At 61.7% G+C, this 24,302-nt stretch carries 21 protein-coding genes; 8 read left to right on the top strand and 13 right to left on the bottom strand.

The features are described from left to right. Window positions 1-3: 3 nt before the first annotated feature. Window positions 4-483 carry an RNA pyrophosphohydrolase gene (locus BLW24_RS10645; RefSeq protein WP_090380193.1) on the bottom strand — a complete coding sequence of 160 codons (480 nt, stop codon included), beginning with the start codon at window positions 481-483 and terminating at the stop codon, window positions 4-6. 144 nt (window positions 484-627) lie between these two features. Here BLW24_RS10645 and BLW24_RS10640 point away from each other — a divergent pair, with 144 nt between their 5' ends. Continuing rightward, complete coding sequence (locus tag BLW24_RS10640; protein WP_090380190.1) at window positions 628-1,281, top strand: histidinol-phosphatase; 654 nt, start codon at window positions 628-630, stop codon at window positions 1,279-1,281. Between the two features lie 40 nt (window positions 1,282-1,321). Here the strand turns inward: BLW24_RS10640 and BLW24_RS10635 are convergent, their stop codons facing one another. The 3 genes from BLW24_RS10635 to ilvA are packed head-to-tail and all read right to left on the bottom strand — an operon-like array spanning window position 1,322 to window position 3,810. Next, window positions 1,322-1,840, bottom strand: coding sequence for an Lcl C-terminal domain-containing protein (locus BLW24_RS10635; RefSeq protein ID WP_090380187.1), 519 nt, complete (start codon window positions 1,838-1,840; stop codon window positions 1,322-1,324). After that, window positions 1,837-2,277 (bottom strand): DUF2269 family protein, encoded by a 441-nt coding sequence (locus BLW24_RS10630; protein ID WP_090380184.1) that lies wholly within the window; start codon window positions 2,275-2,277, stop codon window positions 1,837-1,839. Before BLW24_RS10630 ends, BLW24_RS10635 begins: the two co-directional genes overlap by 4 nt. An 18-nt stretch (window positions 2,278-2,295) precedes the next feature. Beyond that, window positions 2,296-3,810 carry a threonine ammonia-lyase, biosynthetic gene (ilvA, locus tag BLW24_RS10625; protein WP_090387697.1) on the bottom strand — a complete coding sequence of 505 codons (1,515 nt, stop codon included), beginning with the start codon at window positions 3,808-3,810 and terminating at the stop codon, window positions 2,296-2,298. Between the two features lie 156 nt (window positions 3,811-3,966). Here ilvA and rpiA point away from each other — a divergent pair, with 156 nt between their 5' ends. Together rpiA and tfpB are read left to right on the top strand one after the other, a co-directional pair. Beyond that, window positions 3,967-4,641: a ribose-5-phosphate isomerase RpiA gene (gene rpiA / locus BLW24_RS10620; RefSeq protein WP_090387696.1), complete on the top strand. Its 675-nt coding sequence runs from the start codon at window positions 3,967-3,969 to the stop codon at window positions 4,639-4,641. A 117-nt stretch (window positions 4,642-4,758) separates the two neighbouring features. Further along, on the top strand, window positions 4,759-6,543 hold the full coding sequence (tfpB, locus tag BLW24_RS10615; RefSeq protein WP_090380181.1) for a type IV pilus assembly ATPase TfpB: 1,785 nt from the start codon (window positions 4,759-4,761) through the stop codon (window positions 6,541-6,543). A gap of 14 nt (window positions 6,544-6,557) precedes the next feature. On the opposite strand, the gene BLW24_RS10610 is transcribed toward tfpB, so the two are convergent. After that, window positions 6,558-7,277: a murein L,D-transpeptidase catalytic domain family protein gene (locus BLW24_RS10610; RefSeq protein ID WP_090380178.1), complete on the bottom strand. Its 720-nt coding sequence runs from the start codon at window positions 7,275-7,277 to the stop codon at window positions 6,558-6,560. 128 nt (window positions 7,278-7,405) lie between these two features. Here BLW24_RS10610 and BLW24_RS10605 point away from each other — a divergent pair, with 128 nt between their 5' ends. The 5 genes from BLW24_RS10605 (at window position 7,406) to BLW24_RS10585 (ending at window position 12,141) form a co-directional block, all read left to right on the top strand. Next, window positions 7,406-8,992 carry a L,D-transpeptidase family protein gene (locus BLW24_RS10605; protein WP_090380175.1) on the top strand — a complete coding sequence of 529 codons (1,587 nt, stop codon included), beginning with the start codon at window positions 7,406-7,408 and terminating at the stop codon, window positions 8,990-8,992. 124 nt (window positions 8,993-9,116) lie between these two features. Continuing rightward, window positions 9,117-10,037 (top strand): SPFH domain-containing protein, encoded by a 921-nt coding sequence (locus BLW24_RS10600; RefSeq protein WP_090380173.1) that lies wholly within the window; start codon window positions 9,117-9,119, stop codon window positions 10,035-10,037. 3 nt (window positions 10,038-10,040) lie between these two features. Then, on the top strand, window positions 10,041-10,496 hold the full coding sequence (locus BLW24_RS10595) for an NfeD family protein (RefSeq protein WP_090380170.1): 456 nt from the start codon (window positions 10,041-10,043) through the stop codon (window positions 10,494-10,496). Between the two features lie 18 nt (window positions 10,497-10,514). After that, window positions 10,515-11,798, top strand: coding sequence for an esterase/lipase family protein (locus BLW24_RS10590; RefSeq protein WP_090380167.1), 1,284 nt, complete (start codon window positions 10,515-10,517; stop codon window positions 11,796-11,798). Window positions 11,799-11,832: 34 nt separating this feature from the next. Then, window positions 11,833-12,141 (top strand): EthD family reductase, encoded by a 309-nt coding sequence (locus BLW24_RS10585; protein ID WP_090380165.1) that lies wholly within the window; start codon window positions 11,833-11,835, stop codon window positions 12,139-12,141. 73 nt (window positions 12,142-12,214) lie between these two features. Here the strand turns inward: BLW24_RS10585 and BLW24_RS10580 are convergent, their stop codons facing one another. From BLW24_RS10580 to BLW24_RS10545, 8 genes are all read right to left on the bottom strand, one after another. After that, window positions 12,215-13,120 (bottom strand): amino acid ABC transporter substrate-binding protein, encoded by a 906-nt coding sequence (locus tag BLW24_RS10580; protein WP_090387695.1) that lies wholly within the window; start codon window positions 13,118-13,120, stop codon window positions 12,215-12,217. A 45-nt stretch (window positions 13,121-13,165) separates the two neighbouring features. After that, window positions 13,166-14,494: a putrescine-ornithine antiporter gene (potE, locus tag BLW24_RS10575; RefSeq protein ID WP_090380163.1), complete on the bottom strand. Its 1,329-nt coding sequence runs from the start codon at window positions 14,492-14,494 to the stop codon at window positions 13,166-13,168. Window positions 14,495-14,568: 74 nt separating this feature from the next. Further along, on the bottom strand, window positions 14,569-16,869 hold the full coding sequence (locus BLW24_RS10570; RefSeq protein ID WP_090380160.1) for an Orn/Lys/Arg family decarboxylase: 2,301 nt from the start codon (window positions 16,867-16,869) through the stop codon (window positions 14,569-14,571). Window positions 16,870-16,909: 40 nt separating this feature from the next. Beyond that, complete coding sequence (locus BLW24_RS10565; RefSeq protein WP_090380157.1) at window positions 16,910-19,216, bottom strand: Orn/Lys/Arg family decarboxylase; 2,307 nt, start codon at window positions 19,214-19,216, stop codon at window positions 16,910-16,912. A gap of 329 nt (window positions 19,217-19,545) precedes the next feature. Next, complete coding sequence (gene gcvH, locus BLW24_RS10560; RefSeq protein WP_090380154.1) at window positions 19,546-19,935, bottom strand: glycine cleavage system protein GcvH; 390 nt, start codon at window positions 19,933-19,935, stop codon at window positions 19,546-19,548. A gap of 320 nt (window positions 19,936-20,255) precedes the next feature. Continuing rightward, the gene (gene gcvT, locus BLW24_RS10555; RefSeq protein ID WP_090380151.1) at window positions 20,256-21,353 is read right to left on the bottom strand and encodes a glycine cleavage system aminomethyltransferase GcvT; all 1,098 of its coding nucleotides are present in this window, start codon (window positions 21,351-21,353) and stop codon (window positions 20,256-20,258) included. Window positions 21,354-21,548: 195 nt separating this feature from the next. After that, window positions 21,549-23,165, bottom strand: a complete 1,617-nt coding sequence (locus tag BLW24_RS10550; protein ID WP_090380148.1) for an ABC transporter permease — start codon at window positions 23,163-23,165, stop codon at window positions 21,549-21,551. 121 nt (window positions 23,166-23,286) lie between these two features. Continuing rightward, complete coding sequence (locus BLW24_RS10545) at window positions 23,287-24,288, bottom strand: extracellular solute-binding protein (protein WP_090380145.1); 1,002 nt, start codon at window positions 24,286-24,288, stop codon at window positions 23,287-23,289. Between the last annotated feature and the right edge of the window lie 14 nt (window positions 24,289-24,302).

Raw genomic sequence — 24,302 nt, 5'->3', positions numbered from 1 at the left:
GTGTCAGTCGCGCGCCAAAAGGCGCGGAGCGAGTTCCTTGAGGGCGCGACGGTAAACCTCGCGCTTGAATGTCACCACCTGGCCCAGCGGGTACCAGTAACTGACCCAGCGCCAGCCGTCGAACTCCGGCTTACCGGTCAGGTCCATGCGCACGCGGTTCTCATCGCCAGTCAAACGCAGGAGGAACCACTTCTGTTTCTGCCCGATGCACAACGGTTGGCTGTGCGTGCGCACCAGGCGCTGGGGCAGACGATAACGCAACCAGCCCCGGGTGCAGGCGAGAATTTTCACATCCTGCTGCTCAAGGCCTACTTCTTCATTCAATTCGCGGTACAGCGCTTCTTCCGGCGACTCATGGTCATTGATCCCGCCCTGCGGGAACTGCCAAGCGTCCTGGTTTATCCGACGCGCCCACAGCACCTGGCCGACATCATTGGTCAGAATGATGCCGACATTCGGGCGAAAACCATCAGGATCGATCACGGCGCACAACCTCGTAAACGCATGTTTCGGCATTGTTCCACAAAGGCCGCGGCAGCAGCAACGCGAGCGGGGCGCGTAATAGGAATGACCTATAAAAGCCGTTATTCTGGCCGCCTTTTGTAGCTGGCAATCAAAGGTGCTCCCGTGCGTTTGGCTTTATTTGATCTCGACAACACCCTACTCGGCGGCGACAGCGACCACGCCTGGGGCGATTACCTGTGTGAACGCGGCATTCTCGACGGTATCGCTTACAAGGCGCGTAACGATGAGTTCTATCAGGATTACCTGGCCGGCCGCCTGAACATCGCCGACTACCTGAATTTCAGCCTGGAAATCCTCGGCCGCACGGAAATGGCCCAACTGGATCAGTGGCACCGCGAGTTTATGCGCGATTGCGTCGAACCGATCATCCTCGCCAAAGGCGAGGCGCTGCTGGCCGAGCACCGTGAAGCGGGCGACAAGTTGCTGATCATCACCGCCACCAACCGCTTCGTCACCGCGCCGATTGCCGCACGCCTGGGCGTCGACACGCTGCTGGCCACCGAATGCGAAATGGTGGATGGCCGCTACACCGGACGCACCACCGACGTGCCGTGCTTCAAAGAAGGCAAGGTCACCCGCCTGAATCGCTGGCTCGCGGAAAGCGGCTTGAACCTCAATGACAGCTACTTCTACAGCGACTCGATGAACGACCTGCCGCTGCTGGAGCAAGTCACCCACCCCTTCGCCGTCGACCCCGATCCGAAACTGCGCGCCGAGGCCGAACAACGCGGCTGGCCGGTTATCTCGCTGCGCTGAATAGCGCAGCGAAAGAGGACATCCCGGGAGGGCGCTGAAATTAATCGCCGCTGCGTACAAATCTGACGGCCAGAGAGAAGCCCTGACTGTGGCCATCAACGGCACCACTAAGAAAATCGATGTAGTAGAACAACGAGGGGATATCCTCGACCTGACTTGAACTCCAATATTTGGCCCCCTCTCCTTGGTCAACACCCCCCGGAAAAACCACTGTATCTATCACTACATCGCTATGGCTTACATCTACCAAGGAGTGCAATTCAACAGCGCTGGGCAATCGCCAGCCATCACCGAGCGCTACAGCTGAGCGCTGTGCCTCTTTGAGTGTCACCAATTTTTGCTTGCCGCTGCATCCCCCCAAGCCATCCCACTCCATGCCGAAACTACAGCGCTGCCAACGCAGGTGAGTTTGCAAGTCGAGCACCTCCCCTCCTTTAAGGACAAACCGTGCAGGTGCCCCCCCCGAGCCGACAAGCTGATCACCAGCAACAGCAGCTGTGCAAACTTGCAGGCCGGCGGCCAGCAAAAAAGTTACCGCACAAAAAATCCTCTTGCTCATAAGGGCTTGGCGCCCATCAGTCCCATGATCACCAGTAATAGCAATACAATCAGCCCGGCATAAGCCGCGCAGAAGCCCAGCAGGCGCTTGGGTGCTGGCGCGCGGTTGAGGGCTTGCCAGGCTGACAAACGACCGGCCAGCAACAGGCCCACCACCATCAGCACGACAAACAGCACGCTGCTCAGCAGTAGCCATGTCTGGCTCAGCGGCCAACCCACCATCTCCACCAGCACCATGCCGGTGACCGGCAGACTCAGGGCCAGCAGGCCGAGCACCGGCAGGCTGATCAGGCGCGTGCGTTTGAGCTTGCGCTGCAGCACCGCGCTATCGCCGCCACGCGATGCCTTCCACAGCATAAACACGTGCGCCAGCACGCCCAGCAGCAACAGCACGCCCGGAGCACTGTGAAGAATTTTCAGCAGTGAGTAGTGTTCCATCGATTCAGCTCCTGCCGATTAGCCTAAAAAGAGTTTGTATGCGGGGTTATCACTTTCGTCCCAATAGGGGTAGCCGATGGCTTCCAGCGCCGCCGGTACGAGGTGACGTTCTGCCTGTGGCACTTGCAGGCCCGCCACCACACGACCATCGGCAGCGCCGTGGTTACGGTAATGGAACATCGAGATATTCCAGCGCCCACCCAATTTCTGTAAGAAATTGAACAGCGCACCTGGGCGCTCGGGAAATTCGAAGCGATACACGCACTCATCCGGCACAGCTGCGGCATGACCGCCGACCATATGACGGATATGCAACTTGGCCAGTTCATTGTCGGTCAGGTCCAGCACTGGGAAACCCTGGTCACGCAGGCCCTGCACCAGCACCGCACGCGGGTCGTTTTCCGGGTGGGTCTGCACGCCAACAAAGATGTGCGCCTCTTTATCTTCGTGGTAACGGTAATTGAACTCGGTGATCTGCCGTTTGCCGATGGCCTCGCAGAATGCCTTGAAGCTGCCGGGCTGCTCAGGGATGGTCACGGCGATGATTGCTTCACGCTTCTCACCCAGCTCGGCGCGTTCGGCGACGTGGCGCAGGCGGTCGAAGTTGACGTTGGCACCCGAGTCGATACCGACCAGCACGCGCCCACTGCAGCCCTCGCGTTCCACGTACTTCTTGATCCCGGCCACACTCAGCGCGCCAGCCGGTTCGGTGATCGAGCGAGTGTCGTCGTAAATGTCCTTGATCGCCGCACAGATTTCATCGGTGCTGACGGTGATCACTTCATCGACATGGTCCTTGCACACAGCAAAGGTGTGCTCGCCGATCTGCGCCACCGCCACGCCATCGGCAAACAGCCCAACCTGCGGCAATACCACGCGCTCGCCAGCGGCCATGGCGGCCTGCAGGCAGTTGGAATCGTCCGGCTCAACGCCAATGACCTTGATCTCCGGCCGCAGGTATTTCACGTAGGCGGCGATACCCGCAATCAGCCCGCCGCCGCCCACCGGCACGAAGATCGCGTCGATTGCCCCCGGCTGCTGACGGAGGATTTCCATGGCCACGGTGCCCTGACCGGCGATGGTGTGCGGATCATCGTAAGGGTGGATATAGATGTAGCCCTTCTCATCGACCAGCTTCAGCGAATAAGCCAGCGCCTCGGGGAAGCTGTCACCGTGCAGCACCACCTTGCCGCCGCGCGAGCGCACGCCCTGGACCTTGATCTCCGGGGTGGTTTTGGGCATCACGATGGTCGCCTTGCCCCCCAGCACCTTGGCCGCCAGTGCCAGACCCTGGGCATGGTTGCCAGCCGATGCCGTAACCACACCGCGCGCCTGCTCTTCAGCGGAGAGCTGCGCCAGCTTGTTGTAAGCGCCACGAATCTTGAACGAGTACACCGGTTGCAGGTCTTCGCGCTTGAGCAGAACCTGGTTGCCCAGGCGCTCGGAAAGCTGGTTGGCGGCTTGCAGCGGGGTTTCCACCGCCACGTCATAGACGCGCGAGGTAAGGATCTTCTTGACGTACTGTTCGAGCATGGCGGGCATCGCAGGCGGCTTTTCAGGGAGTTCGCGAGTCTACCCCAGGGGCGCGCCGAACGACCATATTAGCTGCAGGGTTTTCCCGGCCCAGGTCCGCTGGCGGCGCAGCCGCGCTATAATTCGCGCCTCCTTACTCCCACGCCAGGCCCCATGATGAATCAGGATCAACTCAAGCAAGCCGTCGCCCAGGCTGCCGTCGACTTTATTCTCCCCAAACTCGACGCCAAGAGTGTGATCGGAGTCGGCACCGGCTCCACCGCCAACTGCTTTATCGACGCCCTGGCCAAACACAAAATGGAATTTGATGGCGCAGTCGCCAGCTCCGAGGCCACCGCCGCACGCCTCAAGGGCCACGGTATCCCGGTGTATGAGCTGAACACCGTCAGCGACCTGGAGTTCTATGTCGACGGCGCCGACGAGAGCGATGAACATCTCAACCTGATCAAGGGCGGCGGCGCGGCCCTGACCCGCGAGAAAATCGTCGCAGCCGTGGCGCAGACCTTTATCTGCATCGCCGACGCCAGCAAGCTGGTGCCGGTGCTGGGCGCCTTCCCCCTGCCAGTAGAAGTCATCCCGATGGCGCGCAGCCATGTGGCGCGCCAGCTGGTCAAACTTGGCGGCGATCCGGTGTACCGCGAAGGCGTGGTGACCGATAACGGCAATATCATCCTCGACGTGTTCAACCTGTCGATCACCAACCCGGTGGAGCTGGAAAACCAGATCAACGCCATCGTCGGCGTGGTCACCAACGGCCTGTTCGCCGCACGACCGGCTGACCTGCTGCTGCTGGGTACGGCTGAAGGCGTAAAAACCCTCAAGCGCGCCTGATACGCAGAGAGGCAAGATCTGGCGGCTGTGCAAAAATGGATCAAGCCGGCAGACAGCTCGCGCCCTTGGCGTCATGCTGCTGATATTGCTTAGTTATCAGGATCGTCAGGGAGTTTTATGTCCGCATTCGTCTCGTCCGCCCATGATCGCCAGCTGGAGCTCGCCGACCTGCTGCGTGAACTGGTCGCCCAAGGCCGGACCAATCAGGACAATGCCGAACAATGCTTGGCAATCCGTCGCAGCGCCGTGAACAACCAGCAGCACCCCCTGGAATTTCTTGCGGCCCAACAACTCGACGACCTGAAAAATCCTGGCAAGAAGCTTGAACTGGAAGGGCTGACCAGTTGGCTGGCGGAGCAATGCGGCCAGCCGTTTCTGCGCATCGATCCGCTTAAAATCAATGTCGCCGCTGTCACCCCACTGATGTCCTACGCCTTCGCCCAGCGCCACAAGATCCTTGCCGTGGCGGTGGACAACGACAGCGTAACCATCGCCAGCAGCCAGCCCTTGGTGCACAGCTGGGAAGCCAACCTGACCCACGTGCTCAAGCGCCCGATCAAACGCGTGATTGCCAGTCCAACGGATATCCAACGTTTTACCGTTGAGTTCTACCGCCTAGCCAAATCGGTCAGCGGCGCTTCGGCAGGCGACAACAAGATCAGTGGCGTGGGTAACTTCGAACAACTACTTAATCTCGGCGCCCAGGACCAAGAGCCCGACGCCAACGACGCGCATATCGTCAATATCGTCGACTGGCTGTTCCAGTACGCCTTTACCCAACGCGCCAGCGATATCCATATCGAGCCGCGCCGCGAGCAGGGCAGCGTGCGTTTTCGCATCGACGGCGTGCTGCACACCGTCTATCAATTCCCGCCGCAGGTAACCATGGCCATCGTCAGCCGCCTGAAAAGCCTCGGGCGGATGAACGTTGCAGAAAAACGCAAACCGCAGGACGGCCGGGTGAAGACCAAGACCCCGGACGGCGGTGAAGTCGAGCTGCGCCTGTCGACCCTGCCCACCGCCTTCGGCGAGAAGATGGTGATGCGGATCTTCGACCCGGAAGTGCTGCTGAAAAGCTTCGATCAGCTGGGTTTCTCTGCCGACGACCTGAAACGCTGGCAAAGCATGACCAGCCAACCCAACGGCATCATCCTGGTTACCGGTCCGACCGGCTCGGGCAAGACCACCACGCTGTACACCACGCTCAAGCAACTGGCCACGCCTGAGGTTAACCTCTGCACCATCGAAGATCCGATCGAGATGGTCGAGCCGGCCTTCAACCAGATGCAGGTGCAACACAATATCGACCTGACCTTCGCCAGCGGCGTACGTGCGCTGATGCGCCAGGACCCGGACATCATTATGGTCGGCGAAATTCGCGACCTGGAAACCGCCGAGATGGCAATTCAGGCAGCACTCACCGGGCACCTGGTGCTGTCCACCCTGCACACCAACGATGCACCCAGCGCCATCACCCGCTTGCTGGAACTGGGCGTGCCGCATTACCTGCTCAAGTCCACCCTGCTCGGGGTGATGGCCCAGCGCCTGGTGCGCACCCTATGCCCGCACTGCAAGGCCCCCCAGGCATTGGATGAAGACGGCTGGCAGAGCCTGACCAAGCCCTGGAGTGCGCCGCTGCCGACTCAGGCCTGCAGCGCCGTCGGTTGCCTGGAATGCCGCGACACCGGCTACCGCGGCCGCGCCGGGGTGTATGAAATCATGCTGATCAACGATGCGATGAAGCCGCTGATAACCGCCGACACCGACCTGATCGCGCTTCGTCGGCACGCCTTCAAGGAAGGCATGCGCAGCCTGCGCCTGTCCGGCGCGCAGAAGGTTGCCGCCGGCCTGACCACCATCGAGGAAGTGCTGCGGGTAACCCCGCAGAGCGAGCAGAAATAACGCCGCTAGACACCTCAGCTTCTGGGCAGGCGCTGCTGGCGAGCGAGAATGCTGGCGAGCCGCTGCGGCTTGCACTGCAAATAGGCCGAGGCTTGCAGCAAGCGCTGATTGGAGTGCCAGGCGAAGAGAAACTGCCCGCCCTTTAGCTGATCGACCACCATGCGCGCCACTTCCGGACGCACCGCCGGGCAACCCAGGCTACGGCCGATACGGCCATGTTTCGCCACCCAGAGCGGGTTCACATAGCCCGCACCGTGAATCACGATGGCACGCTCGCGGGCCAGGTCATTCAAACCCGGCTCCAGGCCGTCCATGCGCAGGGAATAACCATGCTTGCCGCGGTAACTTTCCGCCGTGCGGAACAGCCCCAGACTGGATTGGTGGCTGCCCAGACGATTGGAAAACACCTCGGCAAAGTTCTCCCCGGACTTGCGCCCGTGGGCGACATAATCGCGCAGTAGCAGACGTTTGCGCTGCAGATCAAAGATCCACAAACGCCGTTCGGTGGAAGGCCGCGAATAATCGATTACAGCGAGACGACGCGCCGGATCAGCGCCATGATTGACCGCACACTGCATGGCCGCCAGCGCATGCTGCAGCGCCTGTTGATTGAGCCCAGGCGCAATCCGCGCCAGATCCCTGAGCAAGGCACCCTGCTCAGTTGCAGTCACCGACAAAGGCATGCAAGAAAGCCAAAAACCGATCAGGCAGAACCTGCCAAGACGTCCAAACATTGCGCAAATACCTCAAGGTACTGACCCCAGGACGTCCTGTCACAAGATCCAACTACGGCCTGTCTATACTTTTTGTGTTAAATCCCACGTGCGGGATTCTATTCAGAGCCAAGGACTGGAGCAGTAGATTGTTCAAAAAACGCACACTTTACCTGAGCGCCGCCCTGCTCACCCTGCCATTGGTCGCCAATGCCACCGATGCGTCCTTTGCCACCAGCGCCGATCTGCGCCCATTACTGGCTCAGTTGACGCAGCACTGCAGCACATTCCCGACAAGCCTAGACGAGAATGCTCAGCGCCTGCTGCAGGCTTTTTATGCGCAACGCAACGGCCAACCAGCCTGGCAGAACAGCGAGCAACTGCTGCAATTGCGCGAACAGCTGGCGCAATTGGAAGATGACGGTCTGCAGCCCAGCGACTATCTGCTGCCTAGCCTGGTTGCGGAAAGTTTCGCCGAGCAGCGCGACTGTGCGGAATTGCTGACCAGCCACAGCTACCTGCAAGCCCTGTTGCATCTACGTCGCGGCCGCCTGCTGCAACAACGCCTGGAGCCACTGTGGCAGGCATCAGGGCATACCAACCCAGACCCGCAGCTGGCGACTCTCTCACTGGCCCTGCTGCATTTGCACACACCATCCCTGGCCTTCGCCAGCGCACGGCCGGCCACCGTGCAATACCAGCGGCTACGCCGCGCCTATGCGCACCAACGCCTACAGCCGTTACAGGAATGGGCAACGCTCGCCAGTGGCGCACTGCTAAAGCCCGGCGGCAAGGATGCGCGACTGCCAGCTTTGCGCGCACGCCTGTTCGCCCAGGGCTACCTGGCTGTACCACCAGAAGAACTGGGCAGCACGTATGATCTGCCCACGCAAAGCGCCCTGGAGAATTTTCAACGCGATCACGGTCTCAACCCGGATGGCATTCTCGGCCCCGCCAGCCTGACCGAGCTGAATATCAGCCCACAGCTGCGCCGCGAGCAGCTGCGCGCCAACCTTGAGCGCCTGCGCTGGCTGGCCGACGCAATGGGCGATGCCGAAGTGCTGATCAATGTCGCAGCCGCCGAAATTCAGGTGCGGCGCAATAACCAGCTGCTCTGGCGCACGCGCCCCCAGGTCGGCCGCGCCGAACGACAAACGCCGCTGCTCGCCTCCAGCATCGTGCGGCTGACCCTCAATCCGACCTGGACCGTGCCGCCGACTATTCTGCGCGAAGACAAACTGCCTGCCATTCGTGACGACATCAGCTACCTGGAGCGCCACCAGATGAGCGTGCTCGACCGCGACGGCAACCTGCTCGACCCGCAGAGCATCGACTGGGAAAGGCCCGGGGCGATCCTCCTACGCCAGTCCGCCGGTAGCCATAACCCGCTTGGCCGCGTCGCTGTGCGCTTTGACAATCCATTTGCGGTCTATTTGCATGACACTCCCAGCCAGCAGCTGTTCAGCAAAGCCCCACGTGCATTCAGCTCGGGCTGTGTACGGGTCGAGGCCGTCGACACCCTGCTCGCCTGGCTGCTCACTCCGGATGAGCTGAGCAGCGTGCAGACGCGTATCGCCAGCGGCGAAACCCAGCAATACCGCCTGCAACATCCGGCACCGCTGCTGATTGCCTACTGGACGGTCGAGGCCAGCAAGGACGGGGCCCTGCGCTACTACCCGGACATCTATGCGCGCGACGTGCGCCTGATAAAAGCCCTCGCGCCAAACGTGCACTGATCGGCAGCCATGACCGTTGACCGGCACACTCTGCAACGCCATCGACAGCAGCGCCAATGCCAACTGTGCTTAGATACCTGAACAGCTAATCCGCAGACTAAAACCCGCCAAGGAGCTACATCACATGGAAATCGGCAGCGTCATTTTTCTCTTTGTCGGCCTCGCCGTCGCCATCGTCTTTATGGGCTTCAAGGTCGTGCCGCAGGGCTTCGAGTGGACAGTCGAGCGCTTCGGCCGCTACACCAACACCCTCAAGCCAGGTCTGAACATCATCGTACCGGTCATGGACAAGATCGGCCGCAAGCTCAATGTGATGGAAAACGTGCTGGATATTCCGCCACAGGAAGTCATCACCGCCGATAACGCCACAGTGCAGATCGACGCCATCTGCTTCTTCCAGATCATCAACTCGGCCCAGGCGGCCTACGAGGTGAACAACCTCGAACACGCCATCCGCAACCTGGTGATGACCAATATCCGTACCGTGCTTGGCTCCATGGAGCTGGATGCCATGCTCGGCCAGCGCGACGCCATCAACGAACGCCTGCTGCGCACCGTCGATGAAGCCACCGCGCCCTGGGGCATCAAGATCACCCGGATCGAAATCAAGGACATCAGCCCGCCCGCCGACCTGATGGCCGCCATGTCCGGGCAGATGAAAGCCGAACGGATCAAGCGCGCACAGATTCTCGAAGCCGAAGGCCTGCGCGCCGCTGCCATTCTCACCGCCGAAGGGCAGAAGCAGGGCGACATCCTCAAGGCCGAAGGCCAGCGCCAGGCTGCCTTCCTCGAAGCCGAAGCGCGCGAACGTGCCGCCCAGGCAGAAGCCGAAGCCACGCGCATGGTTTCCGAAGCCATCGCCCAGGGCAACGTACAGGCAGTCAACTACTTCGTCGCGCAGAAATACATCGAAGCCCTCGGTCAACTGGCCAGCGCCAATAACAGCAAAGTCATCCTGATGCCGCTGGAAGCCAGCCAGGTGATCGGCGCAGTCGGCGGTATCAGCGAAATTGTCAAAGCCACCTTCGGCGAGAAGAAGGGTTAAACCATGTGGGACTTTTTACAGCACCTGTCGTACTGGAACTGGCTGGCGTTCGGCACCCTGCTGCTGATCCTCGAAGTGTTCGGTGCCGGCGGCTATCTGCTGTGGATCGGCCTGGCCGCCGCCAGCGTCGGCCTGCTGACCTTTATCTTCCCCGGCCTGCCCTGGGCTGCGCAGTTCATTCTGTTCGGCCTGCTCTCGATACTCACTGCAGTGTTCTGGTGGCAACGTCAGCGCAGTGCAGCCAAGCCTTCCGACCAGCCTGGGCTGAACCAGCGCGGTAGCGAATTCGTCGGCCGTACCTTTGTGCTGCACGAAGCGATCAGCGGCGGACGCGGCAAGATCAAGGCCGGCGACAGCCTGTGGCTGGTCATCGGCGCTGATCTACCAGCCGGCACGCCTGTACGGGTGGTGGGGCAGGATGGCGTGCTGTTGCGCGTTGAGGCCGAGCAAGCAAGTTAAGCCCCTTGAGGTGGCCGGATGAGCGGATGGCCCGTGTTACTGGCCGCTGCGCTGCTGCTCAGCAGCGGCTGCAGCCTGCTGAAACTGGATAAGGAAATGCAGCAGGCCCGCCAGGAGCTGCTGCTGATCCCCGGTCAGCTGCAAGTCTCGGACTCCGGCCGCAGCGCGCTGGTCGCGCTGCTTGATGCGGACAGCAAACTGATCGCCTACCGTATCGCCGCCCCCGACGAGACCTTTTACTTCACCGCCGCGCCGGCCGCTTACCAGTTGCTGGGTTTCGATGACCGCAACGGCAACTTTATCCTCGACAACGACGAGCCCCGCCACTGGCTGAGCAATGCCCAGAGCGCACCTCTTAGCGTGCAGCCAGAGCCAGATGAGCGGGCGCGCCTCAGTCAGCTCAACCCGCTATGCCTTACTCCCAGTGACCTGCAGCAAGCCCCTGCGCTGGATCTCAGCCTGGAGGTGCTGTACCACGAACAACCGCGCATGCAGAGCAACTACCTGCAGCCGGTAAGCTTCGACGACCCGCGCTTCAACGATAAAAATGTGCGCATGGGAGCCTGGCAACCACTGACCTTTATGCGCGAACTGGGCTATGGCTTGTACCTGCTCGCGCCCTGGGATAAGCACAAGGAACCGATCGTTCTGGTACACGGCATCAACTCCTCGCCGCGCGTCTGGCAGGCACTGGCCGCCAACCTCGATTTGCAGCGTTATCAGCTGGTGCTCTACCACTTCCCCAGCGGCCTGCCACTGAACAACAGCGCCTATATGCTCAGCGTCGCCATCCGTGATCTGCAGTTGCGCCACACACCGCCGCGCCTGCATGTGTTTGCCCACAGCATGGGAGGCCTGGTGGCGCGGCGCGCCGTGCAGCTGTTGAGCACGGATGACAACCAACGCCTCTGCCTGTTTATCACGTTGTCGACGCCCTGGGATGGCCACCCCTCGGCGGCCAGTGGAGTACGGGATGTGCCGCTGGATATTCCAGTGTGGCGCGATATGGCGCCGGGCAGCCCTTACCTGCAACGCCTGTTTGCCACGCCGCTGCCGGCGCATATGCGTCAATGGCTGCTGGTCAGCTATGCCGGCAACACGCGCATGCTGCCCAATCCGAATGACGGCACGGTGCCCCTGGCCAGCGCACTACGCGCCGCCGCCCAGGATGAAGCCGAACGCCTGTTCCTGCTCGACGAAACCCACACCAGCATCCTCAACAGCACACGCAGCCATGCCCTGCTTGAACGCGCACTAAGCAGCCTGCCCGCTCACGGCTGCAACCCCGCGAACGATACCTAACCGTTCTCGAACACCTGCATAACAGGAGAGCCTCATGTACTGCGTGTCCATCGCTTACCCACAGACAGCTGGTGCCCGCTTCGACTTCAGCTACTACCTCGAACAGCACATCCCCATGGTCACTCGCCTGCTCGCCGGCAACTGCCGCAACAGCCAGGTTCGCAGGGGCCTCGCGACGCCGGATGGTGCACCTGCGGCGTTCATCTGCCTGGCGAATATCTGGATAAGTTCGGTTGAAGCGTTTCAGGCAACGCTGGCGCAACACGGCCCAAGCATCATCGGCGACATCGCCAACTTCACCGATATTCAGCCACTGCTGCAGATTGATGAAGTGCTCATCTAGCGCGAAGACGCAAATACCCCACAACAACAAGGCCGCCCATTGGCGGCCTTGTTACACCACACCAATGCATCCGTTACCGCGGCAATGCGTAGACTTTGAACAACACCTTGACCATCTCACCCGGCTCGCCCAGGTGGTGGCGGTAGATGTTCTCCAGCTCGCCGGAGCGGTAGCTTTCACTCAGCGCGGTATCCACCAGCAGGCGCAGGTCCTCATCATCACGGGCCAGGGCCATGGCCACCGGAGCGAATTCGTAGATGCGCTCCAGCACCCTCATCTCGCTGGCTTCCTTGTTCTTGGCCAGGTAGTTCTGCAGCAGGATGCGCTCAGAAAAGAACGCATCGGCCTTGCCATCCGCCACCAGTTGCACGCCCTGCTCCGGGTTGGCGACCGTCACCAGAGTGGCAACCACGCCCAGCTGGTTCTGCTGCTGACGCACCCAGGCTTCGGTCGCACCGCCTTCGGTTACCGCATAGGTGTGATTGGCCAGGCCGCGGTTGATGGTGGCCCGCCAGGTCGGGCCGCTATGCGCCACCTTGCCGTTAAGCACATTGACCAGCGCCGGCGAGACATCCTCACGCACCAGCGCGGCAAGGCCGGCGGTGTAGATCGGCAGCGAAAAACTCACCGCCTTGCGCTCTGTCAGCGTTTCCAGGGTCGGCGAGCAGAGAATGTCGATACTGCCCGCGCTGACGGCGGCGATACTCTCGGCCTCCTCCACCGCCTGGTAACGCACCTGCAGATCGGCCAGGTCCAGCTCGGATTTAATGTGCGCGGCAACCTGCTCACACAGATCTATGGCGTAGCCGCTGGGCTGGCCGCCCTGCTGGCTGCTGAAGGGTGCGATATCCGGCAAGTAACCGAGGGTCAGGCTGTTACTGCTGCGCACGCGTTCCAGCGTACTGGCGCTGGCCAGCAGCGGCAGGGCGAGCAGGCAGGCCAGCAGCAGATTGATGGGTTTTAGCAGTTGTCCGTTCATGTCCATATCCCCAGATTCAGATGGCTTGGCAGTCCGCTTTCATACTCACGCCTTACCGGGCGCGGGCTGCTCAGCGACAAAGCGCTTGGCGATAAAGCCGTACAGCAGGTAGCCCAGCGCCAGCACCAGCATCGCGCCGAACACCGCATCCTTGCCCGAGGCATACAGGGCGTAGAAGCAATAGACCATGGCCATCATCAGCACCACGAGGTTGCGCGTGTACACCGCCGCGCTGACCCGCGCCTTGTACATGATCACCTGCAAGCCGGAGAGCGCCGTGACATAGGGGATCAGGTTGGTGACGGCCGCCAGGTTGACCAGCTTGCTGAACTGCGCGCTGGCATTCGGCGAGATGGTCGACAGTGCCAACAGGGTTTGCAGCACCCCGCACACGATCATGCCGATCACCGGGGCATTGGCTGCCGTCACCTTGCCGAACAGTTTGAGGAACATGCCCTGATCCGCCGTGACCTTGGCCGTTTGCGCCAAAGTGAACTGCCAACCCAGCAGCGAGCCGATACAGGCCATGACAGCCAGGCCCATGATGATGTTGCCGATAAAGGGGTTGAACATCTGCGCATAGACATAGGCAAATGGTGCGCTGGAGTTGGCCAGCTCGGCATTCGGCACAATGCCCTGAATCACCGTGGTCGACAGCACATACACCACCGCCGCGCCGAGGGTACCGAACAGACAGGCCAGCGGCACATTGCGCTCGGGATTTTCCACCGCATCGGAGTTCTGCGCCGCCGATTCCATGCCGAGGAAGGCCCACAGAGTCAGCGGAATACTCTGCGCAATGGCGTCGCTGATCTTCAGGCTGTGAGGGTTCCAGGCATCCTTCAACACCGCAGGGTCAAACCAGAACCAGCCAATCAGGCTGAGCCCTGCCACCGGGATAATCACGCCCCAGACGGTGATTGCGCCGATCTTGCCGGTGATATGCGGGCCGCCGAAATTGGCCACTGTGGTCAGCCAGATCAGCCCGACCGTACCGACAAAGAGCGGAATCGCGCCGCTACCCAACCAGGGGAAGAACGGCGTGAGATAGCCCACCGCAGAAATACCGATGGCCACGTTGCCGATGGCCAGCGAAAGGAAATACAGAAACGAACAGAGAAAAAACGCCGACTTGCCATGCGCCTCCTCGGTATAGGCCGACATACCGCCCGAGCGATGGCAGTAGATGCCGCACTGGGCGAAACAGTAGGCAATGGCCATGGAGCCGACGGCCGTGATGATCCACGACAGCAGCGAAACCGCGCCCAACTGGGCCATGCTCGACGGCAACATGATGATGCCCGACCCCATCATGTTGACCGCCACCAGGGTGGTGAGCCCCACCAGACTCATCTTCTTGCTTGACTCAGCCATCGACCTCTCCTTGTTCTGTGCGTGGCACTGGCCGCGACCAGCAGCCAAGGCTGCTGGTCGGGAGTGGCTAAGGGTTACTGTTTGACCACATAGACCCTGTACGTCAGCCCACCCTGACCATCGCGCTCAATCTCGACGCCATGGTTGTCGTGCTCGAAACCGGGGAAATGGCTGTCGAACAGCTCCATCGCCAGCAGGTAATCGATGATCGCCTGCTTGTCGGCACCGGCCTTCTCGCCCGGCATCATCAGCGGAATGCCCGGCGGATACGGCACCACCTGCACAGCCACGGTGCGGTTCAGCATGTCGCGCACGGCGATCTGCTCGATCTGGCCCTTCACCAGCTTGGCGTAGGTCTCGCGCGGCGAACTCACCACATCCGGCAGCAGGTTGAAGGCGGCGTCCATGTTATGAAGCAGCTTGGAGGCGAGCATGTCCTGATGCATGGCGTCGGCCAGATCCTTGAGGCCCATGCCGGCGTAGCGCTCGCCGTGGTTGGCGACCAGCTCAGGCATCACCAGTTCCAGCGAGGCGTTGCTGTCGTAGTGCTTCTTGAACTCCATCAGCCCGGCGACCAGCGAACCCCACTTGCCCTTGGTTACGCCCAGGCTGAACAACAGCAGGATGGAATACGGCTCGGTCTTTTCCACCACGATGCCGCGGCTGGCAAGGAACGACGACACCAGCGGTGCCGGAATGCCGCTGGCCTCCATCTGCCCTTCCAGGGTCTGCCCTGGGGTCAGCACGGTGACCTTGATCGGGTCGAGCATGCAGTAATCACGGCCCAGGTCGCCAAAGCCATGCCAGCTGGCGTTCGGCTTGAGCACCCAGGCATCGCCCTGGCGCAAGGTCTGCGGGTCGAGGTCGGCAAAGGGCACGCCGTTGACCTCATCCGGTTGCCACACGCCAAACCACCAATCCTGTGGCTTGCGCTTACGCACCTCATTACCCAGACGCACCATGGCCTGGCGGAAGGCGATGGCTTCGCCGATGGACTCATCGGTGAGGTACTCGCCGGCATCGTCCATCATCTTCGCCGACACATCGGTGGAGGCAATGATGCTGTACTGCGGCGAGGTCGAGGTGTGCATCATAAACTCCTCGTTGAACAGCGCCGGCTTGACTGGCACCTTGCCCGAACGGATATGGATCATCGAGGCCTGCGACAGCGCCGCCAGCAGTTTGTGGGTCGAATGGGTAACGGTCACCGTGGCGTCATCGGCATGCCGTTCGCCACGGTGCATGCCGTAGCGGCCTTCATACAGCGGATTGAAGCGCGCGTAGGCGTACCAGGCTTCGTCGTAGTGAATCCGCTCGACGCTCTGGCTCAGTTCGCGGGTGGTGGTCTGCACGTTGTAGCAGAGGCCGTCGTAGGTCGAGTTGGTCAGCACCGCCAGTACCGGACGGGCCTGCTTGTCGGTCATCAGCGGACTTTCGGTGATTTTCTGCGCCACCGCCTCGGGCGTCAGCTCGCTGCGCGGCACCGGGCCGATCAGCCCGCGTGCATTACGCCGTGGCCGCAGGTACAGCGGCACCGCACCGGACATATTCAGCGCGTAGTTCAGCGACTTGTGGCAGTTGCGGTCGACCAGCACCGCATCGCCATCGGTGACCGCCGAGTGCAGGACGATCTCGTTGCTGGCTGAACTGCCACCGACCGAGAAGAAGGTGTAATCGGCGCCAAACACCCGCGCGGCATTCTTTTCCGCCTCGGCAATCGGCCCGGAGTGATCATTCAGCGAGCCCAGCTCACCCACCGACACGCTGAGGTCGGAGCGCAGCATCTGCTCGCCGTAAAAATCCAGAAAGCTGCGCCCCACAGCGGTCTTCATAAAGGCCGTGCCGCCGGTATGCCCTGGGGTGTGCCAAGAGTATTCATGGGTGTCGGCGAAGTTCACCAAAGCACCGAAAAATGGCGGCAGGATGCTGTCCAGATAACGCCGGGCAGCGGCTTCGATGCGGCCGGCGACAAACTCCGGGCTGTCTTCTGGCTGCCAGATAAAGCCGTCGATATTTTCGACAAACTCCAGCGGCACCCGGCTCTGATGCGCCTGGCTCATGCCAAGCATGATCGGCAGCTGTGCGGTGCGCTGGCGGATCAGCTGAATCAGGTGCAGCGCCAACGGCAGGTTTTCCTCACACAGGCCCCAGCCGAGGATGACGCAGCAATAGGCTGGGTCGGCGCGAAAGGCGATTTCCGCGTCATCCAGCGAGCTGACTCGCTCAACCGCCAGGCCATGTTTCTGCAAGGCCCGACCGACCTCCTCGGCGCTGCGCAGCACGATGCTGTCCGGGTGCTCCAGGGTGTTGAGCACAATCAGCACAGGGTAACGCTGAGCGAGGGATGCCGGCAACGGCACTTTGGCGTGACTCATGATGAACTCCTTGTAATAGACCTGATGAGTGCCAAGCCTGTTAGCGCTTGAGGCACCAGAAGTGGTAGCCGCCGTCCTGATGCACGGCGCCCTCTACCTCTTTCTCGAAACCGGGGAAATGCTTGCCCCAATCCTGCAGGGCCTGGATATAGCGAATCCATGGGCCATCCAGCGGACCAAGATTCTCCCCGGGCATGACAATCGGGATGCCCGGTGGATACGGCATGATGCCGACCCCGGTAACCCGCCCTGCTGCCTGCTGCAGCGGCAACAACTCGACCTCGCCGGCTTGCAGCGCCTGGAACGCGGCACGTGGCGTTGTTTCGATCAACGGCAGGTTGCCGAAGGCTTCGGCCTGCAGGGCGTCCATGCGGCTGCTGCGCATGTACTCGAACATCTCGCTGCTGAGGTCACGCAGGCCCATGCCGCGGTAGCGCTCAGGCGCCTGAGCGAGCAGATCAGGCAGCACCCGCTGCAGCGGCGCATTTCTGTCGTAGTGACGTTTGAAGGCCAGCAGCACATTGATCAGCGTGCCCCACTTGCCCTTGGTTACGCCGATGCTGAACAGGCACAGCACCATAAAGTCGGTGATGCGCGAGGGGACAATGTTGTTGCGGTAGAGAAAGGCACCGAGGATGGGGGCGGGGATGCCCTCCGCCAACAGCTGGCCGTCGGCGCCCATGCCCGGCACCATGATGCCGACCTTGATCGGGTCGAGCATGCACCAACCTTTTTCCAAGCCCGCGAAACCATGCCATTCGGCGCCTGGCTCCAGCTCCCAGCAGGCAGGATCGCTGGCCAGTTGCTCGGCATCGGCGTCAGCAAAATCAACCGTCTTGCCGGTTTTGCTATCGCAGACCTGCGGCGCGTTCCACGGCTGGAAGAACCAGTCACCACGGCTGGCAAACTCGCGGTGGGTGCGTGCCAGCGCCTGGCGGAAATCCACCGCCTCGCGCAGCGAATCCTGGGTCAGGCTATAGCCGCCGTTGCCGTCCATCATCGCCGCGCCCACCTCGTTGGAGGCGAACAACGCATACAACGGCGAGGTACTGGCCTGAATCACGAAGGACTCGTTGAAGCGACTGTGCTCGACCGGGCTACGGCCGTTGCGAATATGGATAAACGAAGACTGCGACAGCGCCGCCAGCAGCTTGTGGGTCGAGTGAGTGGCAAATACCGTCGGGCCGTCGGTCGGGTGGCTGGCCGGGTCGCCACGCATGGCGTAACGCCCCTGGTACAGCGGATTGAAACGCGCGTAGCCGTACCAGGCCTCATCGAAGTGAATGCGTTCGCTGCTTTGCGCCAGCATGCCCTCGGCGCGTTCGGCGTGCAGGCACATGCCGTCATAGGTGCAATTGGTGACCACGGCATACACGGGCTTGCTGCCCTTGGCCTGGGCACGCAACGGATGGTTGGCGATGGCGGTCTCGATGCGCTGTGCATCGAACTGCGCGGGCAGCAGTGGGCCGATAATCCCGTAGCGGTTGCGTGTCGGCGTCATATACAGCGGCAGGCCGCCAGTCAGCACCAGGCCCTGCTCGATGGATTTGTGGCAATTGCGGTCGCACAGGGCGAACTGGTTTTCACCGACGCAGGCCATAAAGATCGCCCGGTTGGAGCCCGAGGTACCGTTGAGTACCGAGTAGCTGGCGTGGGCACCGAAGATCCTCGCCACATAGGCTTCGGAGTCTGCCACCGGGCCGCTGTGGTCGAGCACTGAACCGAGGCTGCCGCGCTCGATACCGCTGTCAGTGCGAAACAGGTTTTCCCCGAAGAAGTCGAAGAACACCCGGCCCACCGGCGACTTGGTAAAGGCAATCCCGCCCTGATGCCCCGGCGCGGCCCAGGAGTGCTCATCCTTCATGGTGTAGCGCAGCAGTGCATCGGTGAATGGCGGCAGCAGGTGCTCAAGGTAGCGGTTGATCGCGGCAATCACCCGACCGACCACAAAGGGCGCAGTGTCTTCGAGCATCCAGACGAACTCGTCGGCCAGACCCATGGCCTCCACCGTGATGCTCTTCTTGGCATTACGGTCGGCCATCAGAAATACCGGGACGTTTTCGTTGCGCTGGCGAATGCTGCGCAGCAACTGCAGAGCCTGGGCGTGGGAGCTTTCGTCATTCTTGCCCAGAGTCCAGTCGACGCAGATGCAATGCAGCGCTGCATCGGACATCACCGCCGCCAACCCATCCTCGTAGGAGGTGGCCTTGATCAGTTCGGCATTGCGACTGGCAAATTCGTCGACCAGTTCGTTGAGCACGCGCCCACGCATGCTGGCGGGGCTGCCGAGGTCGTCATCGACCATCAGCACGCGCATTTTCAGGGGTTTGTTGGTTCGTCCAATCATCAACCTGCCTCCATCGTCCTTGTGCGCAAACGCAGTCGCACGGTCCATACCCTGGCACCCTATAACCGTGCAGGGGTTAGTGCATAGAAACCGGGGAATTGGTGCATGCCCGCTCACCCCACTATGCGCCGAATGGGGAAACATCTCGTGACATGGATCAACAGCCTAGTCAGCATCGCGGGCCGCGCAAATTTTCTGACCGAACAAACAGCAGGGTGCGGCGAATCGCCGTGCTAGAGCGGCACAGTGCCATTACCTGCGACAAACAACGACGCAGAAACAACAACGCCCCGCAATGCGGGGCGTTGTTTTGCAGCTAAGCGGGAGGCTTAGGCGTCGCTGTCAGCGGCGGCCTTGTAAGCGGTCGCATCCAGCAGCTTGTCCAGCTCGCTGGCGTCGCTCGGCTTGAGCTTGAAGAACCAGCTGCCGTACGGATCGCTGTTGACGCTTTCGGGGCTGTCGGCCAGGCCGTCGTTGATCGCGATCACTTCACCGGAGACCGGTGCATAGATGTCGGACGCGGCCTTGACCGACTCCACCACCCCGGCTTCCTGACCGGCATTCAGGGTCTTGCCGACTTCCGGCAGCTCGATGAACACCACATCACCCAGGGCTTCCTGAGCGTGATCGGAAATGCCAACGGTAACGCTGCCATCGGCTTCCAGGCGCGCCCACTCGTGGCTGGCGGCGTAACGCAGATCGGCGGGGATATTGCTCATGTGTCGTTCCTCATCTGACATGACGGCGACCACGCCGTCATGGAAATTTAGCAGGCCTTGGCCATACCGAAAGAAAGTCTTTAACTCGTCACGAACGCACTCGCAGCAATTAGCTGCAGCGCTTCCCAGATCCATTGGGTTGCAAGTCTGATGCAAAAAATTGCGCCAGCTTGATGTTCAAAACCTGTTTCAGGATCTCGCGAGCTAGAGCGAGACAAGGCAAAAACAGCCGAGGAAGCGGAGTTTACTGGTTGTAAATGAGCATTCCGAGGCTGTTTTTAACGCAGTATCGCCGACGCGCAGCAGATCCGGGCATATGCTCAGATCAGCGCCTTGCCGTTACGCACGAAGGTCGGTTTGACCACTCGCACCGGGTACCACTTGCCGCGAATCTCTACCTCGGCACGCTCCTGGGTCGCAGCCGGGACACGGGCCAGGGCGATAGATTTGCCCAGGGTCGGCGAGAAGCTGCCGCTGGTGATCTCGCCTTCGCCCACCCCTTCAACCCGCACCACCTGATGCGCACGCAGCACGCCGCGCTCTTCCAGCACCAGACCGACGAGCTTGGAGGCGACACCTTCGGCCTTCTGCTGCTGCAGCGCGGCACGGCCAACGAAACCACGGCTGGCCGGCTCCCAGGCGATGGTCCAGGCCATATTGGCGGCCAGCGGGGTCACGCTTTCGTCCATGTCCTGGCCATACAGGTTCATTCCGGCTTCCAGGCGCAGGGTATCGCGCGCACCTAGACCAATCGGGGAAATCCCGGCACCGACCAGTTCATTGAGGAAAGCCACCACTTCGCTGGCCGGCAGCATGATTTCCAGACCGTCTTCGCCGGTGTAGCCGGTGCGGGCGATAAACCACTCGCCATCGGGCTGGCCTTCGAAGGGCTTGAGGCTCTGAATCAGGTTGGCGCGGGACTGGCTGACCAGCTCGGCAGTCTTGCTGCGTGCCTGGGGGCCTTGAATCGCCAGCATCGCCAGTTCGGCACGCTCTTGCAGCTGCACGTCAAAATCGACGCTCTGCAGGCGCATCCAGGCCAGGTCCTTGTCGCGGGTCGAGGCATTCACCACCACGCGGTAACCCTGCTCTTCATTAGTGGAGCAGGTGAGGTAGACGATCAGGTCATCCACCACCCCGCCCTGCTCATTGAGCATGCCGCTGTAGAGGGCTTTGCCGATGCTTTGCAGGCGCTCGATGTCGTTGGCCAGCAGGTGTTGCAGGTAGGCCTTGGCCTGGCTGCCACTGACATCCACCACGGTCATGTGCGACACATCGAACACCCCGCAGTCGCGACGCACCTGATGGTGCTCCTCGACCTGCGAGCCATAGTGCAACGGCATGTCCCAACCGCCGAAGTCGACCATCTTGGCACCCAAAGCGAGGTGCAGGTCATAAAGCGGTGTGCGCTGTCCCATAAGTGTCTCCTTGCGGGCTGGGCAGTGCAGCGGCAACCTGGCTGAGCCCACATAATCGGGCACTGGCACGGGCTATCAAGATGATCGGCCGCTGCGAATGGCGCGCATTGTAGCCGCAACACCGGGGGCGGTCATCTTGGTCTTGGCTGTACTGAAGGAGCCTGGCGGGTTACGCCGCTACGCAGCTAACCCACCCTACCCGTGGCGCCGCGCCGAACGGCGGATCAGCAGAATCACCGGCAGCAGGCCGACCAGTACCAGAGTCAGGGCCGGCAGTGAGGCGCGCGCCCACTCGCCTTCGCTGGTCATTTCAAATACTCGCACCGATAACGTGTCCCAACCGAACGGACGCATCAACAGGGTGGCGGGCATTTCCTTGAGCACATCGACAAACACCAGCAGCGCTGCCGACAGCGCACCCGGCACCAGCAGGGGCAGATAGACCTTGCAGAACAACCCAACGCCGCCGACCCCCAGGCTGCGCGAGGCTTCCGGCAAGGAGGGGCGAATACGCGCCAGGCTGTTTTCCAGTGGCCCGTAGGCCACCGCCATAAAGCGGATCATATAGGCCAGCAGCAACGCCGACAGACTGCCGAGCAGCACCGGTTTGCCTGCGCCACCGAGCCAGCTGGACAGCGGAATCACCAGCTCGCGGTCCAGGTAACTGAACGCCAGCATGATCGCCACCGCCAGCATCGAACCCGGCAAGGCATAACCGAGATTGGCCACACCGACGGTGCCGCGCATCAAACGGGTCGGGGTCAAACGGCGAGAGAACGCCAGCAACAAGGCCACGCTGACGGTGATCAGCGCCGCCATCGCGCCCAGATACAAGGTATGCAGAATCAAGGCGCTGTAGCGCTCATCCAGATCGAAACGGCCGCGCTGCCAGAACCAGACGATCAGCTGCAGCAGCGGGATGACAAAGCCGCAGGCGAACACCAGGCCGCACCAGGCACTGGCGGCCAGCGCCTTGCCGCCCTTGAGGTGATACAGCGCCTTGCCGCGCGGCCGCTCATTCACCGAGCGTACCGCACCACGGGCGCGGCGTTCGCCGTAGAGCACCAGCATCACCGCCAGCAGCAGCAGGCTGGCCAGCTGGGTGGCGCTCGTCAGGCTGTAGAAGCTGTACCAGGTTTTGTATATCGCCGTGGTAAAGGTGTCGAAGTTGAACACCGCCACCGCACCGAAATCCGCCAGGGTTTCCATGATCGCCAGGGCCAGGCCCGCACCAATCGCCGGTCGCGCCATCGGCAAGGCGACGCGCCAGAACGCCCGCCAGGGGCTCAGACCAAGCACCCGCGCGGCTTCCATCAACCCCTTGCCCTGGGCCAGAAAGGCATTGCGCGCGAGCAGGTAGACGTAGGGGTAGAACACCAGCACCAGGACGATGATCACCCCGCCGGTGGAGCGCACCCGGGGAAAACGCACAGCGCTGCCGAACCACTCGCGCAGCAGGGTCTGCAACGGGCCGGCGAAATCCAGCAGGCCGACAAACACGAACGCCAGTACATAGGCGGGAATGGCAAACGGTAGCATCAGCGCCCAGTCCAGCCAGCGTCGCCCGGGGAACTCGCAGAGGCTGGTGAGCCAGGCCAGGCTGACGCCAAGCAGCGTCACACCCACGCCCACGCCGAGCACCAGCACCAGGGTATTGCCGAGCAGACGCGGCAACTGGGTTTGCCACAGGTGCGCCCAAATCAGCTGGTCGACCTCGTGCCAGCTGAACATCAGCACGCTCAGCGGCAGCAGCACCAGCAAGGCAACGGCAAAGGCGATGGGGTACCAGCGGCGCTGGGCAGGATGGGCCACGCAGAGTCCTCTACAGCGGAAAAGACAACGCCCCGCAAAGGCGGGGCGTCGGCAGTATAAAGCCAGCGCGTTGCAGGGTGGAAAACCGTGACGGCTTTTCCACCTGCGGCTTAGCCCTGGCTTAGTTCCAGCCAGCGCGATCCATCAACATGGTCGCTTCAGCCTGACGCTTGCCAGCCACTTCAGTAGCGATGGTGTCGGCCTTGAAGGTACCCCAGGCCGCCACTTCGGCAGAAGGCTCAACAGCCGGGTTGGCCGGGAACTCCTGGTTGACGCCAGCGAAGATGGTCTGTGCTTCCGGAGTAGTCATCCACTCCAGCAGTTTGCGCGCGGCTTCGGCGTGCGGCGCATGCTTGGTCACACCGGCACCGGCCAGGTTGACGTGCACGCCACGGTCATTCTGGTTCGGCCAGTACGGCTTCACCTTCAGATCAGGCTGCTGCTTGTGCAGACGACCGTAGTAGTAAGTGTTGGTGATGCCCACATCGCACTGACCAGCGTCGATGGCCTGCAGCAGCGCGGTGTCATCGGCGAATACGTCGGTCGCCAGGTTGCTCACCCAGCCTTTGACGATTTCGTCAGTTTTGGCTTCGCCATGGGTTTCGATCAGGGTGGCGGTCAGCGACTGGTTGTAGACCTTCTTGCTGGTACGCAGGCACAGACGGCCTTCCCAGTTCTTGTCGGCCAGGGCCTCGTAAGTGCTCAGCTCGCTCGGTTTAACCCGCTCGGTGGAGTAGAAGATGGTCCGCGCACGCAGCGACAGGCCCGTCCAGCTGTCGGTGCTGGAGCGGTACTGGGCGGGGATATTGGCGGCAATCAGCTCGGATTTGGTCGGCTGCAGCACGCCTTCCTGCTCGGCCTGCCAGAGGTTGCCGGCGTCGACGGTGATCAGCAGGTCGGCCGGGGTGTTGGCACCTTCGGCTTTCAGACGGGCGATCAGCGGCGCTTCCTTGTCGGTGATGAACTTGACCTTGACTCCGGTTTTCGCGGTGTAGGCGTCGAATACCGGCTTGATCAGCTCGTCGATACGCGCGGAATAAACCACCACTTCATCGGCGGCCTGCGCGGTGCTGGCCAGCGCTGTGAGAGAGAGTGCAGCGAACAACCCTTTGCTTACCTGCATGAAGAATGCCTCTT

The sequence above is a fragment of the Pseudomonas anguilliseptica genome, from assembly GCF_900105355.1.
GTDB lineage: Bacteria > Pseudomonadota > Gammaproteobacteria > Pseudomonadales > Pseudomonadaceae > Aquipseudomonas > Aquipseudomonas anguilliseptica.
Note: the sequence above shows the minus strand (reverse complement) of the source record. Positions and strands in the feature narration are given on the sequence as shown.